General features: G+C 55.9%; 15 protein-coding genes and 3 pseudogenes. 11 read left to right on the top strand and 7 right to left on the bottom strand.

Annotation, left to right across the window (positions count from 1 at the left end; translation table 11 throughout):
- Nucleotides 1-122: 122 nt before the first annotated feature.
- The 3 genes from G6M89_RS16280 to G6M89_RS16270 are packed head-to-tail and all read right to left on the bottom strand — an operon-like array spanning nucleotide 123 to nucleotide 1,220.
- Nucleotides 123-377: a HalOD1 output domain-containing protein gene (locus tag G6M89_RS16280; protein ID WP_165162935.1), complete on the bottom strand. Its 255-nt coding sequence runs from the start codon at nucleotides 375-377 to the stop codon at nucleotides 123-125.
- The gene (locus G6M89_RS16275; protein ID WP_165162934.1) at nucleotides 377-973 is read right to left on the bottom strand and encodes a DsrE/DsrF/DrsH-like family protein; all 597 of its coding nucleotides are present in this window, start codon (nucleotides 971-973) and stop codon (nucleotides 377-379) included. Before G6M89_RS16275 ends, G6M89_RS16280 begins: the two co-directional genes overlap by 1 nt.
- A gap of 1 nt (nucleotide 974) precedes the next feature.
- Nucleotides 975-1,220 (bottom strand): sulfurtransferase TusA family protein, encoded by a 246-nt coding sequence (locus G6M89_RS16270; RefSeq protein ID WP_165162933.1) that lies wholly within the window; start codon nucleotides 1,218-1,220, stop codon nucleotides 975-977.
- Nucleotides 1,221-1,464: 244 nt separating this feature from the next.
- Here G6M89_RS16270 and G6M89_RS16265 point away from each other — a divergent pair, with 244 nt between their 5' ends.
- The 5 genes from G6M89_RS16265 to G6M89_RS16245 all read left to right on the top strand — a co-directional run bounded on the left by G6M89_RS16265 (nucleotide 1,465) and on the right by G6M89_RS16245 (nucleotide 6,228).
- On the top strand, nucleotides 1,465-2,658 hold the full coding sequence (locus G6M89_RS16265) for an MBL fold metallo-hydrolase (protein WP_165162932.1): 1,194 nt from the start codon (nucleotides 1,465-1,467) through the stop codon (nucleotides 2,656-2,658).
- A 19-nt stretch (nucleotides 2,659-2,677) separates the two neighbouring features.
- Nucleotides 2,678-3,235, top strand: coding sequence for a YeeE/YedE family protein (locus G6M89_RS16260; protein ID WP_165162931.1), 558 nt, complete (start codon nucleotides 2,678-2,680; stop codon nucleotides 3,233-3,235).
- Nucleotides 3,236-3,697, top strand: a complete 462-nt coding sequence (locus G6M89_RS16255) for a YeeE/YedE family protein (RefSeq protein ID WP_206335592.1) — start codon at nucleotides 3,236-3,238, stop codon at nucleotides 3,695-3,697.
- A gap of 861 nt (nucleotides 3,698-4,558) precedes the next feature.
- A complete protein-coding gene (locus G6M89_RS16250; protein WP_165162930.1) occupies nucleotides 4,559-4,969 on the top strand; it encodes a helix-turn-helix domain-containing protein in 411 nt (136 codons plus the stop codon).
- A gap of 8 nt (nucleotides 4,970-4,977) precedes the next feature.
- A complete protein-coding gene (locus tag G6M89_RS16245; RefSeq protein WP_165162929.1) occupies nucleotides 4,978-6,228 on the top strand; it encodes a M20 family metallopeptidase in 1,251 nt (416 codons plus the stop codon).
- Between the two features lie 81 nt (nucleotides 6,229-6,309).
- On the opposite strand, the pseudogene G6M89_RS22890 reads toward G6M89_RS16245, so the two are convergent.
- Nucleotides 6,310-6,483: pseudogene (locus tag G6M89_RS22890) on the bottom strand (vitamin K epoxide reductase); the annotation flags it as partial.
- A gap of 408 nt (nucleotides 6,484-6,891) precedes the next feature.
- Here G6M89_RS22890 and G6M89_RS16235 point away from each other — a divergent pair.
- Nucleotides 6,892-8,009, top strand: a pseudogene (locus G6M89_RS16235) (aminotransferase class V-fold PLP-dependent enzyme).
- 275 nt (nucleotides 8,010-8,284) lie between these two features.
- On the opposite strand, the gene G6M89_RS16230 reads toward G6M89_RS16235, so the two are convergent.
- Nucleotides 8,285-9,433, bottom strand: a complete 1,149-nt coding sequence (locus G6M89_RS16230; RefSeq protein WP_165162928.1) for a site-specific integrase — start codon at nucleotides 9,431-9,433, stop codon at nucleotides 8,285-8,287.
- Between the two features lie 624 nt (nucleotides 9,434-10,057).
- Nucleotides 10,058-10,849, bottom strand: coding sequence for an IclR family transcriptional regulator (locus tag G6M89_RS16225; protein WP_165162927.1), 792 nt, complete (start codon nucleotides 10,847-10,849; stop codon nucleotides 10,058-10,060).
- 280 nt (nucleotides 10,850-11,129) lie between these two features.
- On the opposite strand from G6M89_RS16225, the gene G6M89_RS16220 reads away from it, so the two are divergent.
- From G6M89_RS16220 to G6M89_RS16205, 5 genes are all read left to right on the top strand, one after another.
- Nucleotides 11,130-12,386 (top strand): Zn-dependent hydrolase, encoded by a 1,257-nt coding sequence (locus G6M89_RS16220; RefSeq protein WP_165162926.1) that lies wholly within the window; start codon nucleotides 11,130-11,132, stop codon nucleotides 12,384-12,386.
- A 174-nt stretch (nucleotides 12,387-12,560) separates the two neighbouring features.
- Nucleotides 12,561-13,211, top strand: a complete 651-nt coding sequence (locus tag G6M89_RS16215) for a type 1 glutamine amidotransferase (protein WP_165162925.1) — start codon at nucleotides 12,561-12,563, stop codon at nucleotides 13,209-13,211.
- 288 nt (nucleotides 13,212-13,499) lie between these two features.
- Nucleotides 13,500-14,930, top strand: a complete 1,431-nt coding sequence (locus tag G6M89_RS16210; RefSeq protein ID WP_165162924.1) for a hypothetical protein — start codon at nucleotides 13,500-13,502, stop codon at nucleotides 14,928-14,930.
- The gene (locus G6M89_RS22595; protein WP_255488290.1) at nucleotides 14,927-15,058 is read left to right on the top strand and encodes a hypothetical protein; all 132 of its coding nucleotides are present in this window, start codon (nucleotides 14,927-14,929) and stop codon (nucleotides 15,056-15,058) included. The genes G6M89_RS16210 and G6M89_RS22595 overlap by 4 nt, the downstream gene beginning before the upstream one ends.
- Before the next feature lies 1 nt (nucleotide 15,059).
- Complete coding sequence (locus tag G6M89_RS16205; RefSeq protein WP_165162923.1) at nucleotides 15,060-15,716, top strand: DUF1028 domain-containing protein; 657 nt, start codon at nucleotides 15,060-15,062, stop codon at nucleotides 15,714-15,716.
- A gap of 705 nt (nucleotides 15,717-16,421) precedes the next feature.
- On the opposite strand, the pseudogene G6M89_RS16200 reads toward G6M89_RS16205, so the two are convergent.
- Nucleotides 16,422-16,951 (bottom strand): annotated as a pseudogene (locus G6M89_RS16200) (zinc ribbon domain-containing protein); the annotation flags it as partial.
- Nucleotides 16,952-17,034: the final 83 nt, after the last annotated feature.

Here is a 17,034-nt window from a genome sequence, read left to right as displayed (position 1 = left end):
CGGTTGCAGTCCAACTCGAGGCGACCGTTCAGTTCCTTTCGGTAGTCGACAGGTTCTCGAAGAACGGCTCGGTGCACTCATGGACGACAACCTCGATCCCTCGAGTGACCCTCACTGATTCGTTACTCGAGGACGACGCGACCGTCTGCGTGGACTGTCACGTCGTGCTCCCGGTAGCGAAACGAGACGCTGCCGCGACGGATTGGGCCGTCTTGGTGAGTCGACTCGAACAGCCGATCGAGCGCATCAGTATCGACGACATCGTGAAGCGGCGGTTCCATGTCGACCAGATCGACGCCATCCGCTTCGGCGATCCGTTCGAGGACGCGCAGACTCGGTCGCCCCGGCGGCCCGTAGCGTTGTTTTGTTCCCGTCATCAGACGAGTAACTGGATGTCGGACTCGGCCATATGCTGGATCGCAGTCGCCGCACCGACACCCGTGGTGACGCCGTCGTAGAAGTCATCGTCGTCGTAGTCCATCAACTCGATAGTCATCTGACAGGCCTGCAAGTCGACGCCGCTTTCGAGTGAAAGGTCAATCAACTCTTCGATGGTGGCAGTCCCGTTCTCGTCGATTTTCTTTTCCATCATGCGCGTCGCCATCCGGTCCATGCCGGGGATCGCGGCGACAGCGTTCGGGACCGGCATATTCGGGTTGCCGACGGCAGAAAGCTTGAGATTCTTCGACTTCTCTTCGTGAAGGATGTCGAGTCCCCAGAACGTGTGGAAGACGACGACGTCCCAGCCGAAGGCGGCGGCTGTGCTCCCGAGGATGAGCGGCGGGTACGCCATGTCGAAACTCCCCTGTGTGGCGACGATGGTCATCTTCTTCTGGTCGTCGCCTGTGTCGCTATCGGCGAGAGACGCCTCGAGCTCGTCGACGCGCTCGCGCAGCGCTTGCAGTTCTGCAGGGTCGAACTCGGCGTCGGGATCGGCGTCGTCGACCGATGTCGGTTGGTTATCCGTGCTCATGTTATTCCGTTTTCTTCACGTAGTGGGTGTAGAGATCGCTGTCCTCGACCTGATCGAGGAGTTCAACCCCATTGGTGCCGTCGGCCCAGCCTTGAATGTCGCTGATGCTGCCCGAATCGGTTGCGACTACTTCTAGGACGTCGCCGGCCTCGAGGTCGTCGATGGCCTGCTTCGTCTTGACGATGGGCATTGGGCAGGACTGTCCTTTCACGTCGAGCGTCTCCGTGGTGTCGTATTGCGAACTCATGGTCAATTACTATGCTCTGTATTGGAGCTACCATACAATATCGTATACACCCATAAAAGGATATCGATTATTGCACAGTATAAGAACACCCGAGATTTGAGAGAGTGGAGAATATCTGTGTGTTGGGCCCATACGCGCATTAGTTAGGTCATTATTCGATTTGGACGTTCAACTGTATTGTGTAGTTTAGGAAAGACCATGCAAACGCTTAAGGGCTCGTGGCCGCTACTGTGTAGTGTACAATATGGACGACATGGACTTTCCAACGCCAGACGTCGAAATCGAGTCGGTGACGCCGGACGAGTTGAAAGGGCGCATCGATGCGGGCGAAGACGTCACGCTCCTCGATGCTCGGATGGAGTCGGAATACGAGGAGTGGAAGATCGACGGCGAAACCGTCGAGTCAGTCAACGTACCGTACTTCCACTTTCTGGACGAGGATATCGACGACGACGTCCTTGCAGAGATTCCGGACGACCGTGAGGTCACGGTCCTCTGTGCGAAAGGCGGCGCCAGCGAGTTCGTTGCGGGCGCGCTCAAAGAGCGTGGTTACGACGTCAACCATCTCGAGGACGGAATGAACGGCTGGGCGCGCATCTACGAGGCCGTCGAGGTCAATCGCTACGACGGTGCGGGAACGCTGTACCAGTATCAACGCCCCTCGAGTGGTTGCCTGGGCTATCTCGTCATTGACGGCGACGAGGCGGCCGTCATCGACCCGCTGCGTGCGTTCACGGACCGCTACTTTGAGGACGCCGCAGAACTCGACGTTGACCTAACATACGCAATCGACACGCACATCCACGCGGACCACATCTCGGGCCTTCGAAACCTCGCCGAGGAGGGCGTCGAAGGCGTCATCCCCGCGGCCGCCGTCGACCGTGGCGTCACCTACGCCGACGAATTGACGCTGGCCGAGGATGGCGACGAGTTCCAGGTCGGCGACGCAACCATCGAAACCGTCTCCACGCCCGGCCATACCTCCGGGATGACCTCGTACCTGATCGACGGCGAACTACTCGCGACCGGCGACGGGCTGTTCGTCGAAAGCGTTGCCCGCCCGGACTTAGAGGAGGGCGATGCGGGCGCCGAAGACGCCGCCAAACAGCTCTACGAGTCCCTACAGGAACGCGTGCTTTCGCTGCCCGACGAAACCCTCGTCGGCGGCGCCCACTTCAGCGACTCGGCCGCTCCCGCCGAAGACGGGACGTACACGGCACCGATTGGCCAGCTCGAGGAGGAGATGGCCGCTCTCACGATGGACGAAGCCGAGTTCGTCGAGTTGATCCTCTCGGACATGCCACCCCGTCCGGCCAACTACGAGGAGATCATCGCGACGAACCTCGGTCAACAGGAGACCGGCGACGAGGAAGCGTTCGAACTCGAGCTCGGGCCGAACAACTGCGCTGCCAGCCAGGAGTCGCTGGCAGGTGACTAACTCACTCAACCCACGTTGAATGGTAACTGAACTCTTCGCACCCGCGCTGTACGAGACGCTGTTCCCCGTCGGCATCAGCCGCTACGCCGTCGGTGGTCTACTCGTCGGCCTTGGAGCCGTCGTCATCTACCTCGGCACCGGCATTCCGGCCGGTGCGAGTACGTTCCTCGAGTCGACGCTGTCGTACGTCTCGGATCAGTCGCGGTTCCAGCGGTATGTCAGCTCCCGGGACTGGCGCGTCGTCTTCACGCTCGGGATCATCGCCGGTGCGTTCGTCTACGCGCTGACGTTCCAGTCGGGACTGGTCTCGAGCGGGCTGTACGCGTCCGGGACGACCGGCCAGTTGTACGACATCGGCGGTGTCACACTCTGGCTGACGGACGTCCAGCCGTGGCGGCTGTTCCTCGGCGGAATCCTCGTTGGAATCGGCACCCGAATCGGGAAAGGCTGTACGTCGGGCCACGGGGTCTGTGGCGTCGGCTCTGCCTCGAAAACGTCGATCGTGGGCGTGATTACGTTTCTGATCGTGGCGATCGGGACTGCCCAGGTCGTGATGGCACTGGGGGTGACACCATAGATGAGCCAGCAAAGACATCCCCTGTTCATGCCGCTGATCTTCGTCGGCGGCCTAATCTTCGGCTTCGGGCTCGGCTTCAGCCACATGGCTCGCCCCGAGGTCGTCTTGAACTTCCTGCAGTTCGAGGACTTCGGACTGCTGTTCGTCATGGGCGGCGCGGCAGTCGTTACGGGTATTGCGTTCGCGTTGGTGCCGCGACTTCGCAAACGCGCTCCTCTGACAGGAGACACCTATGGTCGGCGACTGAAATCGTTCGACCGAAACGTCCTGATCGGCGGTGCGATCTTCGGCGTTGGCTGGGGCCTCTCTGGGATTTGTCCCGGCGCGGCCTACGCCAGCCTCGGGGTCGGGAACATCACGATCCTGTGGGCGCTCGCCGGGATGTTCATCGGCGCGTATATCCAGGGCTACTGGCGAAGCCAGCACACCGCGTCAAAGACGTCGGCCACAGGCGCTGACTGACGCTGTTACACGTTTCAAAATCAATGAGACTCACAACGATACTCCAGTTTGTCCGTGCCGCGCTCTCGAGTTTGTTCATGGCTTGGGTTATCGGTGCTGACTCGAGTATCTGAGAGGGCCCAAATCAGTCGACGAGGATGACGTCGTGCTCGGTGAGTACTATTTTATAATTCAACCCATCCGTTATCTTCACTCGTCAGTGTGCATTTTGAGGACGTCAACGAGCGTGCCTACGGACTGGGAGCCGTCATCGAGTCGGTCGACTTCCTCGCCGCCTTGTAGGACGACCAACGTCGGAACGCGTCGGACGGTTACCTCATTGACGAGGCCGGAACGAACCCGGCGGTTACTGTCACCACCGCACCAGGGGCGCTCCGCGCGACGACACTGGGCACCGGATCCATAGTGACCGAAAGCGACATCAATTGACAGTTGGGAATGAAGGTATGATAGACATCGTTACTTTCCTGATGGTGAGTGTTGTTTCGTTCGCATTCATCACTATCGGCTCGTTATTGGGCACATCGCTGGCCCTTCGTTCGTATCATGAAGACGAGCAACCAAGCATATCTGCAGCAGTTGATATTCTTCGTGGACTCATTTGAAGCGCTCAATTCAGAAATTGACTGAGTGGATAGTTCATTGCCCTTAGCATAGAACAAACAAACCATTCGTCCTAAACTCACCTTCTGGATGCTGCACGCTGATTCCAATATGTTCCGCATCTACCATTCTGGACGGTGTTTCAATTTACGTTAACTTATCTGCGTTGGAAGGTTCGATCATCGTTCTCGGCGCTTGTCGAGACAGTATTGTGAAATTCGCGAAATTCTTATGCCAGCGCGCCGCTTACGTTCGAGTATGACTAGACAGTCGTCGATAACCGATCAACTCGAACGAGAAATAGCCTGTGAAGGGCTGCTCGAATGCTTACACGGACTCAAACCACTCGACAGGGAGTGCTACCGGGTGATGGTCGAGAGCGACGATCCACTCACCATCGATGCGGTTGCCGACCGTATCGACCGCGAACGCTCGACCGCATACCGCTCGATCCAGCGGTTGCTAGGACGTGGGCTGCTCGAAAAAGAACAGATCAACTATGATCAAGGCGGCTACTACCACGTCTACTCACCGACTGATCCCGAGCAAGTTGCAACCGACATGCGACACCAACTCAACGACTGGTACGCAAAGATGGGTCAACTCGTCCAAGAGTTCGAGGACAGATACGACTCCATCGACGAACCGACGCCAGATGAGGCGTTTTGACTGACTCCATGTCCAGTCGCGAACGTCCGCTCGAAATTTCTCGGGACCGGTTGGTCGAGACAACGCTTGACCTCGTCTCCTTCGATACGTCGAACCCGCCAGGTGATACCCGCGAAATCGTCGACTGGATCGAATCGACACTCACCGACCTCGGCCTCGAAACCGAACGGGTGGCGACCGATCCGACGAAACCGAACCTGCTTGCGGCGCTCCCCGGCAAGCGATCGACGACGCTGCTGTACAGCGGGCATCTCGACACGGTCCCGTACGATCCCGACGGCTGGTCGTACGACCCGCTCGGCGAACGCATCGATAATCGCCTCTACGGGAGAGGGACGACGGACATGAAAGGCGGAGTTGCCACAATGCTCGAACTCGTCCGCGCTTACGTCGTGGCCGATCGACGCCCGCCCGTGACGCTCGCGTTCGCGTTCGTCAGCGACGAGGAAGTTGCCGGCGACGCCGGCCTGCAGGCAGTACTCGACGCGGATCGCCTCGAGGCCGATGCCTGCGTAATCGGCGAACCGACCGGCTCAGCCGACACACCGTCAATCACCGTCGCCGACAAGGGCAGTCTCTGGCTGACACTCGAGGCGACCGGTGAATCGGCCCACGGTTCGCGGCCGATGCTCGGTACTAATGCGATTGATGCGCTCTGGGACGCCCTCGAGACGATTCGGGCACGACTCGTGGACTATCCCATCACAGCCCCCAGGCCGGTCAATCCGATTCTCGAGGAGTCGATCGACTACTACAGAACGTCGATGGACGACGCCGACGCCGCTCGACGGCTGTTCGACCGACCGACAGTAAACCTCGGGACGATCGAGGGCGGGGAGGCCGTCAATAGCGTCCCTCGGTTTGCCCGTGCGGAGCTCGACGTTCGGCTTCCTGCAGGGGTAGACACGGAAGCTGTGCTCGAGGACGTCAGAGAGTGGCTCCGAGAACACGCGGCAACATCTATCGCTGACGCCAGCTGGAGCATTGGAACGTACGAAGCGCCCGAATCAGCGCTTGTGGATGCGACGACAGCCGCGGCAACCGCGGTTCTTGACGGCCAGATTCACCGACGCAGCGCGACCGGCGGTGGCGATGCGAAGCGACTCCGCAACGCCGGAATACCTACTGTCGAGTTTGCAGTTGGGACTGATACGGTCCATGCCTGCGACGAATACACGACGGTCGACGCACTCGAGGCGACGGCAGCGGTGTACGCTCGGCTCCCGAACGCACTCGCACGCCGAGACGTCGGCGAGTGATCGGCCCGGAACCGACTCGCTTCGATTGTCCGTTCTCCGTCTGACCCCGTCCCTGTCGCTGCTCGAGGGCAACGGTTCGCCGACGCCACTGCTGAACGGCGTGGGGACGAGTACGTAGTTTGTCTTCTCGAGGACGCGACCAAGGGCACTACCCATGTTGGACAGCGGCGTCGTCGTACTCTGGCGAAAAATCACCAACTCGAGAGCGAACAGGATGACCGTCGCTGCGGCAGATACCATACAGAACGGGCTGACGAGTCAGCCGAGAACCGCGACGAGCGTGAATACTCCGACTAGTTCCCTAATTCACGGAGAGTACTCCCACTCGTAATCGAACGCCATTCATGTTGGTGTTTCTATCGACATGCAATACTGTGTTGAGCGACAGGGTAAAAATTGTTGTGCGTCTCCCAATCTTGTAGCATATATGCTGGGGAAATCGCTGCAGGCTCCAGTACTGAAACGGTACCGAGAGAGTTCGATAGTAGAATTGCATTCATATAGGAATTACAGCCACTATCCAGACATTTGTACTAGGAACGTTGTCCGACGTAGCTGTCAGTCCAGATGGTTTTCCATGCTGTATTGTATGGGTAACCCAAAGATATTGTGCGACCAGCGCCTTCCATTTGATATGGAGTTGTCCATGACAGGGCTGATTCGATGCTAACGCCGACAGAACTCCGGGCTGATATCCCAACGCTACAGGATGCGACGTATCTGAATTACGGCGCACATGGGCCGAGTCCGCAGTACGTAGTCGAGGCTGCGACGGAGTTCATTCAACGACACGAGTACGACGTGCCTGCGGTGGGCGACCCGTACGAAACGGCGTTCGGCGAGTTTGACGAAACGAGAAACCAGGTCGCTTCGTTTATCGGCGCACAGCCGGACGAGATTGCCCTTACAGAGAGTACGTCCGCCGGAATCAACGCAATCGCCGGCGCGATCGACTGGCAACCCGGCGATGTCGTGGTTCGAACCGACCTCGAGCATCCGGCCGGGATTCTTCCCTGGCAACGCCTCGAGCAGGAGGGTATCGAGGTTCGGACCCTCGAGACCAGCGATGGGCGTCTCGATCGCGAGGCATACACCGAGGCAGTTGCCGACGCGAGACTCGTCTCGTTCAGCGCCGTCACCTGGACCCACGGAACGAAACTCCCGGTATCGGAACTCGTCGACATCGCGCACGATGCGGGCACACTCACTCTCGTCGACGCCGTACAGGTGCCGGGACAGCTGCCGATGGACGTCGCCGAATGGGATGCAGATATCGTTGCCGCTGCCGGGCACAAGTGGTTGCTCGGTCTCTGGGGGAGCGGCTTCCTGTACGTCGATCACGACATCGCCGAGAAGCTCGAACCGCGGGCGGTCGGTTACCGAAGCGTCGAGACGCCCACGGCAGCCCAACCAACTTTCGCTGCTGGTGCTCGGCGCTTCGAGATCGGGTCTGCGAATCCAGCCCCACACGTCGCGTTGCAGGAGGCCATTCAGACGGTCTCAGACGTCGGTCTTGACACTATCGAACGCCGAATCCAGAACCTCGCCAGTCGACTGGCATCAAACGTCCCCGACAACCGCCTTTCAGTCCGGCGTCCCCAGAATCGGGTCTCGTAACGATAGCCGTTGATTCACCCGATGAAAGCGTCACTCGCCTCGGTGAGGACGGGATCGTTGTCCGAGCACTTCCGTCCCCGAACGCGGTTCGGGTTTCGGTTCACGCCGTCAACACAGCTGCCGAAATAGACGCGGTTCTCGACGTGCTTGCCGAGGAATGGTAACCGAATCAGAATCGTTCCGTGTCCGCTGACTCCTGAGTGGCGGCGCTGTTCTGCATCCCCTGTTTTGACGAATTCTCGCCTGTTCCTATAGTGGCCACCTCGTTCTGTTCTACCATCCATTTCGTACAGATATATTGACGTGAGTAAAACAGCCACCCAACCGATCATTTGGCCATATGCCTGCCTTCTACATCGTATAAAGATATATCATCATGCAGTATATCCCCAGATGACGTATAGAGATCGCCACTACTCACCGTTCACACGACAACCGCTTATTCAGTATCGAACACAGCCGTATTGTCCGCAGCCAGCTCACTCGCCTCAATATGAGAGTACATCTCAGAGGTCGTCTGTGGATCCGCGTGACGCAACGTCCGTTGGGCAGCAGCAGCCCCACGCTCACGATACAACGTCTCGCCAACCCCGCGGCGGGCACCATGCAGTGTGAGATACCCATCACCCTCGAGGTCAGGAATCGGGGCCTCATCAGAAAGCCGTTTCAACAGCGTTCGTGCACCGGAGGTGCTCATCGACGGCGGTTCAATCCCTTTCTCGAGCACGAACTGCCACGGGTCAGCGTCCGGGTTCTCGTATCCAGCGGCGTCAATTCGTTCATACAGCGACGGCGGGTGTCGTGAGGGGAAAACCGGCCACCTCTCCGCAGGTGGATCGACAAGCGTCCGGAGACGCTCGAGTGGGGCAACCGCCTGGTCCGGCAGCGCCGTTTGTTCGCGCTGCTGATTCTTGCCGAGTACGGTGATCACGCCCTGCTCGAGATCAACGCTGTCCCATCGGAGGCCGTTGCGGCGGTCATCACGGTAATCAGCCAGTACTTCTGAACCGCGAACGCCCGTGTACGCAAGTGTCGTCACCACTGCTCGATTACGAACAGCGTCAAATGGGTCGGTTTCGGGGTCGTCGATTGCGTTTCGGGCCTGTTCGCCGACGTACCTGACAATCGCCTGGCGCTGGTTGGCTGACCAGAACTGTTGGTCACCGCTGTTGCTCGAGGGCCGAGCCGGGAGTTCCTTCTTGGCACGTTCCTTTTCGGCGGGGTTTTCCGTGAGATATTCCCAGCGAACGGCCCAAGACAGAAACGCAGAGACGACATTGTAGTACGTCCACGCACTAGCGGCGCTAATGCCGTTGCTCGAGTCAGCTTGCTGTGCCCGAACCCGTTGTTGCAGTCGGGAAGCATACCGTTGCATCGTACGCGTTGAGACGTCCTCGAGCGTTGTCGTCTCCTGCTTTCGACACCACTCAATCCAGTTGCTCACCACCCGGTGGAGGTTTTTTGGGTAGTTGCCGTCGATCTCGTCGCCTGGTCCAGTGTAGCTCTGATCGTACGACTGGATGCATTCAGTCAGTGCCGTCTCGAGTGGTTTTCCCTGGGGTGTGGCCCCGGAATTGCTGGATTCCATCGACTTAGCTTACCAGAGGGCGCCGCCCCTGAAAATACTACCGCACATTATTCGAGTAATGTGGAGTGCAAAGGTAGTTGGACCAATTTACTGAGTAGAAGCCGTGAAAGACCTAATGTCGTGGTTATCAGAGTATAGCAAACCCAAAATAAACCCCATAGTGCTATACAGAATTGAGGGGCACTATGACCACAAGTTCTGGATAACGATGTCATAGCTCTCATCTTCCAGATGGGATCCCTATACGCACATATTGTACGCTGTCCTGTCTAACGAGCCTGATAGATGGATGTGACAGCGCAGTTGACGCTCCGTTTGATCGGAACGTTGAACTCGAGTCAACGCAGTTTACTCCGCTTTCGGAGTGGGAGATCGAGTCAGTGACAGTGTAACGGCGCGCAATCAGTTCACCTCGTTCGAACATCATCATACGTCACGTTCTGGGGCAACTGTATACGCTGGCCTTCAAATTGGACCATCAGTCCTCTGATTTTGTTTGTGGAAGTAGTAGCACGATGAGTCTTGCACTACGACTGGCTGATTTACAGACATACCCGTGTAACTCAGAAGGAGGTGTTTACGAAATGGGAACGGTCAGTACTACAACACGTGGTGACTATTTGACTACTTTTCTTCAGACATGTTTATCCTCGCTTCGATAACATTGGCCCCCTCCGTCACGAGTTCAGGAAGGGTATCACGGTAGAATGAACCACTAAGCCGACTGCTGGGACCAGAAATACTGAGGGCTCCAAGTACTCGCCCGTCTGCACTTTCAATTGGTGCTCCAACGGCTCTAATCCCTTTGATCTCCTCTTCATTATTGTAGGCGTAGCCACGTTCTCGAGTCGCATTCAGTTCCTCCAAGAGCGCCTCTCTTTCGACAATCGTTTTCGGTGTTCGGCTCTCAAGTCCGTGTTCGTTTATGATCTCGTCAACCCGACTCCGTGGCAGATGTGCAAGGACCGCCTTTCCAGTTGCAGTGAAATGGAGGTAATCCGCTTGCTGTTCCTTGGTTGAATGGTACGCAGTACCGACCGCTTTCTCCCCGGTCGCTTTGTAGATGTTTCGTTCTAATCCGTGTTGTTCACACATGAGGTGAGCATATTCGCCACTCTCGGCTGCCAACTGATCGATTTGTTCTCGACCGTATTGGTACAGACAGTGCTGATCACGTATCGTATTACCGAGATACAGAAATTCAAGGCTAAGCCGATACTCGTTCCCGGTTTGAACGACCATTCGTTTCTCTTCAAGGGTACGTAGGTACGAATGGGCTGAGCTCTTTGAGACGCCTATTTCCGTTGCGACCTCAGTTACGCCCCCACCATCGAGTGAGGCAAGAACTTGTATGACATCACACGCTCTTGCGACCGTTTCCAGCGTTCGGTGTGTGGTTGTGTCGTCATTTGTCATGAGATAGTGTACCATAGAATGCCCACACCATAGTTGTTCTCATTTCGCAAACGACACCACTACCGACTGAGGATCCGGTCAGCCTACTCTGAAACATTACGTGCGATAGCGGAAACGGTGAATCGTCACCGAGATTCATAGCGTGAATACGTTTGAAAAACCGACGACAGATGGTTTCATAGCGTTCTTATTTCGTAAACGAACACAAAAGCGTACGATTCGAGTCGTTCTGGCGATCAATACGACCATTTAAGGTATCTGATTACGGACTCGGTAGTACATGACGCCCCCAATCTCCCAGCAGCGTCTGCAGAACGATATTTCAACAAACGCTGATTTTGGGTCTCTCGAAGACCAAGATGGATACGGTCGGACCGCTCTGACAGCCACAGAGGCGAACCGTCGCGCCCGGGAGTTCCTCCTCGAGCGGATGGAGGACGCTGGACTCGAAACGCGGATAGATTCGGTTGGGAACATCGTCGGGCGCTGGGTTCCCCAGACCGCCGATCCGGATGCTGCACCCGTTGTTACGGGCAGCCATCTCGACTCAGTCCCGGAAGGAGGGATATTTGACGGGCCGCTCGGAGTGTTCGCTGGCCTTGAGTCAATCAGAGCGCTGCAGGAAACCGATGTGTCGCTTACCCAGCCGATCCAACTTGTCTGCTTTACAGAAGAGGAAGGGCAGCGATTCGGCGACGGATTACTCGGGTCGGCCGTCGCTACCGGCCAACTGTCGGTTGAGGACGCCCACTGCTTCCAGGACGACTCGGGAACGAGGCTCGACACCGCACTCGAGGAAATCGGTTTCCAGGGAGATGGTCGAATCGATGCGTCGAAATGGGATTCGTGGCTCGAGTTACACGTAGAACAGGGAACAAAGCTCGAGGATGCGGGGAAGAATGCCGGTGTCGTCACAACAATCACGGGAATTACCCACTGCTACGTCGAGATTACTGGGAAAGCGAACCACGCTGGTTCGACACCCATGCTGGAACGGTCCGATGCACTGGCGGCCGCGAGCGAATTCATTCTCGAGATTGAATCGAAAGCGAACCAACTCGCAACAGATCACTCCGAATCAGCAGTCGGAACCGTGGGTAAGGCACAGGTAGAACCGAACGCGACAAACGTTATACCAGGATCAGTTACCATCGGTGTAGACATTCGCGACGTGGAACGATCTTCGATGGAGGAACTTGTCTCGACGCTAGAAGCGACCGCAGACCGGATTGAGGACACCCGTAGCGTCGACGTATCGATCACGCAGCCATACGATCTCCCGCCAGAACCGATGGCAGATCGCTGCCGAAATGCCCTTGAAGAGGCTGCAGCTACCGCCGAACTCGACGTTCTGGAGATGACATCCGGTGCTGCACACGATACAATGAACGTGGCGACAGTGACCGATGCCGGACTGTTATTTGCTCCGTCCGAGGACGGCATCTCACATAACCCGATGGAGTGGACATCGTGGGATGATTGTACAAAAGCAACGACAATCTTAGCAATTGCACTCGCACGATTAGCACAGCGGTGAGACGATGGGGTATCAGACGACACATATGAGACTAGGTTGGGACGTCAACAGTGTTCACTCGTCAGCCGAAAGCAGTGCTCTCGACGTGGTCGGCTCACTGCCCAGTGACGGACCATGGTCTGCTATCGGAGTCGCCGGCGCTGCTATCCAAATCACCGTATCGGGAGGGTCAACATGATACTAGTCCTCGACAACGAGGTCGATCCCTCATGTCGTTGTCTCACGCCTGCGATTACGGATTACCTTGACGAATACGAGTATCGGGTATATCCCGGACGGGACGGAACATTGTCGCTCGAGCAGTACGACGGACTAATACTTGGTGGCAGTACGGCGAGCGTATATGACGAGTCGAACGACTGGACGGCCTCACAGACGACGGTGGTACGCCGATGTCTTGCGCGGTCGATCCCTACTCTTGGAATCTGCTACGGACACCAACTGATCAATTATGCACTGGGCGGTGAAGTTGTTGAGGACCAGCGGCGTGAGCAGTTCGTGAAAATGAGCGAATACGAGACTAGCGACCCACTGCTGAATGATGTCTCCGCAGTCGTGCCGGTCATTCATTCTGATATCGTTGTCAGCCCAGGGGATGGCATGCGCTCGATCGCAGCGACTGCCTACAACGAATACTTCTGTACGCGACATTCAGACGCACCGATTTGGACAGTCCAATTCCATCCTGAGTTTACCTCGGACCTCCGTTGGCAAGATCCGATTCAGACGTGTTTCCCCCATTGGTCACCTGGACCACACTCGTTTGCTGAGTGTACCGCCGCAACCGTACTTCCCGCGTTCGAGCGGTACTGTCAAGACTTCTAAGAATGCAGAGGGAGCGTCGAAGACTTTCCAATGGGAGATCCGTTAGAAATACCGACTACAGCAGATATTTGGCGATTTCACGAGAGTCATAACAATCGTTGACACACAGGATTGGAGTGTTACGATTACCCGAAAGTATTAAGATGATCTGATGGTCATTGGCATACAGACCATGATGGTATGGGTATACGCAGCAATAGGATTAATCGTAATTCTCGGATTCCTGTTAGCAGCACCGTACGCGGGAATATACGGCAATCGTGAACCGTTCAACGAGGAGGACCACACATGACTTTGCCGTGGATCAATATCGGGATCGTCCTCTTACTTGGTGCCGGGTTCATCGGTGCGGGCTGGTACTTCTCGCAAAAAGTGTCTGACGCTGACGAGTACATTCTTGGGAGTGGGAAACTCGGTGTCGCATTTGGGATGACATCGCTGTTGGCGTTCTGGATCACTGGAAATACCATGCTTGCTGCGCCAGAAAGCGCGTACCTATACGGGGTTATTGGTGCGGCTGGATATGGTCTCACTGGTGGATTGGCAGTGATCCTGTTTGGAATGCTCTCTAAGCGAATTCATCAGATAATCCCACACGGGAAGACTGTCGGTGACTACTACCGGACTCGTTTCGGCAGTCGGAACTACTATCTCTTCCTCGTGTTACTGATCATATACATTCTTGGAATGATCGTTACTCAAGGCGTTGGCGGCGGTGTGCTACTCGAGCAAATATTCGAGATTCCGTATTATATCGCTGTTTTCTTGACCTTTATTACAGTTATCACCTACTCATACTTTGGCGGGTTTCGGAGTGTCGCCGGAGTAGCATACTTTCAGGTTCTGCTTATTCTCTTGGTAGCCCTCATAGTTCCACCACTCGTGTACCTCAACGTTGGATTTGAGCCCACTTACGAGGGAATGATGCAGAACGCTCCAGAGACACTCAGTCTCTTTGAACCGGCAGCACTACTATTCTTGTTCGGATTCGCAATAGTCGGGACAGGAGAAGTGTTTATGGACAATACGTTCTGGCAGCGCGCATACGCGATTCGTCGTGACGTCGTTGTGAAAACGTTTTCACTGAGCGGTATCGGATGGAGCCTCGTTCCGGTTGCCGTTGCAAGTTTGGCGTTCGTTGCCTTGGCCTTCGGCGATTCCCCTGATCAAATCAATCAGGTCGCACCGCTCGTTGCGGAAATATACGGCGGAGAGATGGCTGGGTGGCTCTTCCTTATTGCAGTTTGGAGCGCGTTGTGTTCCACGACTGCCGCAAGTATCAATTCACTCTCAACGCTCATTATGAACGATATTGCCTCGAACGTTGATGAGGACGCAACCAGCGAGGAACTCCTCCAGTACGGGAAATACCTGACCGTCGCCGTCGGTATTTTCGGGCTGTTGCTGAGTCTCCCCCAGATTCTGACTATGTTACAGATGTTGGTCTTCCTAGGCGTTATCAATGCCGCGTTCCTCTTCCCAATCATCGCCGGTCTCTGGTGGGAAAAGACCAACCCAACAGCAGTCATGATAGCAGTCATTGCTGCGACGACTGTAGGCTACTGGGTGTACTTCACGGTCGGAGATCTCCAGGGTGTCATCGCGAGTGGATGGGTCTCCTTCGTGTTGACGTACGGTATCTCCCTCCTCCGACCGGGAGAATTCGAGTGGGAACGACTACGCGAAGTTGGGACACCAATCGGAGGTGAGAACGAATGATTCCGCTACAAGTGAGTCTCGAGGTATTCACCGGTGTGGTGTTATTAGGCATCCTTGGAACGGTCGTTATGTCGGCAGTCATCATTGCGTACACTGTCTACGAGTTCCGTCGTAAGGAGATCTGGTAAGATGACGTACTCAATCTGTGCAACAGACGGAGAGAATCACGGGGTCGCGATTGCGACGAAAGCAATCGGTGTTGGATCGACTGCACCGTTTCTTTCGCGCAACGGTGTAGTTGCGACACAGTCGATGGTCAATACACCGATCGGTGTCAAATCGACTCGACTCCTCGACCAAGAGTGTAGCATCGACAATGCAGTCGAAACACTGCTCGAGAAAGACGATGATGCGTCGCACCGACAGGTTCACGGCGTTGATCAGTGGGGCAATTCGGTCGTCTTCTCAGGGAATGACTGTGTTGACTGGTTCGGTCACATCGATGGTGAGACGTACACCGTTGCCGGAAATATGCTAGCCGGACCAGAGGTAGTTGAGAAGATGTCGGAAGTCTTTGAGAGGGATTCCGAACTGTCACTCGACGAGCGACTCCTCGCTGCCCTGCGAGCAGGTGAAGAGGCAGGAGGTGACAAGCGTCGGGACACAGCTCAAAGTTGTGCCATCAAGGTGTACGATCCGGACACACCCTCACTGCATCACGACATTCGTGTGGATGAACACGACGATGCGATACGCGAACTGCACCGCATTCACGAACGTGCAAAAGTTGAGTCCGATGATTGGGTCGACAAATACCCAGAAGTCGAACTCCAGCGGTGGCCGTAGACGTTCGTTGATCGCGTTATAACCGGTTGGAGACAACACCTTGTGAGAAGCGTTCGAGTCTCACTTCGAAAGACACGCGTTATTCGTCGCTCGTTTGAGAGAAAACAAGCTAATAAAGCAAGTTATCTACATATCCACCATACTATCTCTTAAGAAATATATTCAGTCGTATTCTGAGCTCTATATTTTTCGTATCGAAACCAGAGCCCGTGGTCGTAAGAGACCACTTCAAGCCACGGTGTAGAACCGACGAGAAACCGGCGTTATCGACATCGTGTTTCTCCCGAAACTCAGAGACAGACCTCGAAATAAGAGCTATTACTCGCGCGGAATAGAAGCTCACGTGGAGAAATACGTTCGTTTCGAATTGGCAGCGGTGTACAGTCAGTAGCGCTGAGTAGCAAGTTGGATCATGGTCCCGTCGACCTCGACGTGATCCGGTTGTGTTCCGTCTGTGGACTGGAGTTCGGCTTTCAGAACCCAATTATGAATGGGCGATCACGCCGGTTTGGTACCGAAATTATCTATGATCAAAACAGTATTTGAAAGTGATGTATAGGGGAGAGAGAAGTAAACTACCCCCACCCTACTCCTTCGGCGCATACGCGCCTCAGTCCTTGGGGTGTCATCAGAAGCGGAGCTTCTGACTGCTAACCAGAAATTACCGATTTCTGGTGATGGGGCTTTGATGTGGACTCCCGGCAATCAGTCACCAGCAATAGGCTGGTAACTTTCGCCGTTCAACATCCCACTATTTACACGCACGTCTACTGGTGTCGAAGGAAATATACGATTTTCTGACCATTGGTAAGCTCTGCTTTCCAAGACGTCTCCGTCCCCCGACTTGGACGAGGAACAGAGTCTGTGTTTCCGCTTTCAGGCATAACGTAGCCCGATGTTCTTTGCCGTCGCAAAGTCGCCTGCGACTTTGCCGCCCGTCGGATGTAATCCGACGACCGCATTGTAGTCCGCGTTGACCTCGTACCCGCACTTCTGGCACTCAAAGTGTTCTCCGTGGCGGTTCTCCTCATGCGTGAACCCGCATCCGTCCGAGAACAGCGTTGGGACGTGTGTTTCGGCACAACTTGCTTCACGGAGACGCCCTGTTCTGGTGCCTTGTACTCGAGGGACTCGGCGAGGCGTCGGAACGCCCAGACGTGGTGCCACTTCGCCTGCGAAAGCCGCTCACGGATGTTCGTTAGGTCCTCGAACGCGATCACATCGCATCCGTTCTCGCCGAGCATCCGAAGCTGGTCCTGTTTGCCGTGAATCAGAACCAGAACCGAACCAGTGGAGCAGCGATCCGATATCGGCCACG

It is taken from the genome of Natronolimnobius sp. AArcel1, assembly GCF_011043775.1.
Taxonomy (GTDB): domain Archaea; phylum Halobacteriota; class Halobacteria; order Halobacteriales; family Natrialbaceae; genus Natronolimnobius.
This window is presented reverse-complemented; position numbering and strand designations above follow the sequence as displayed.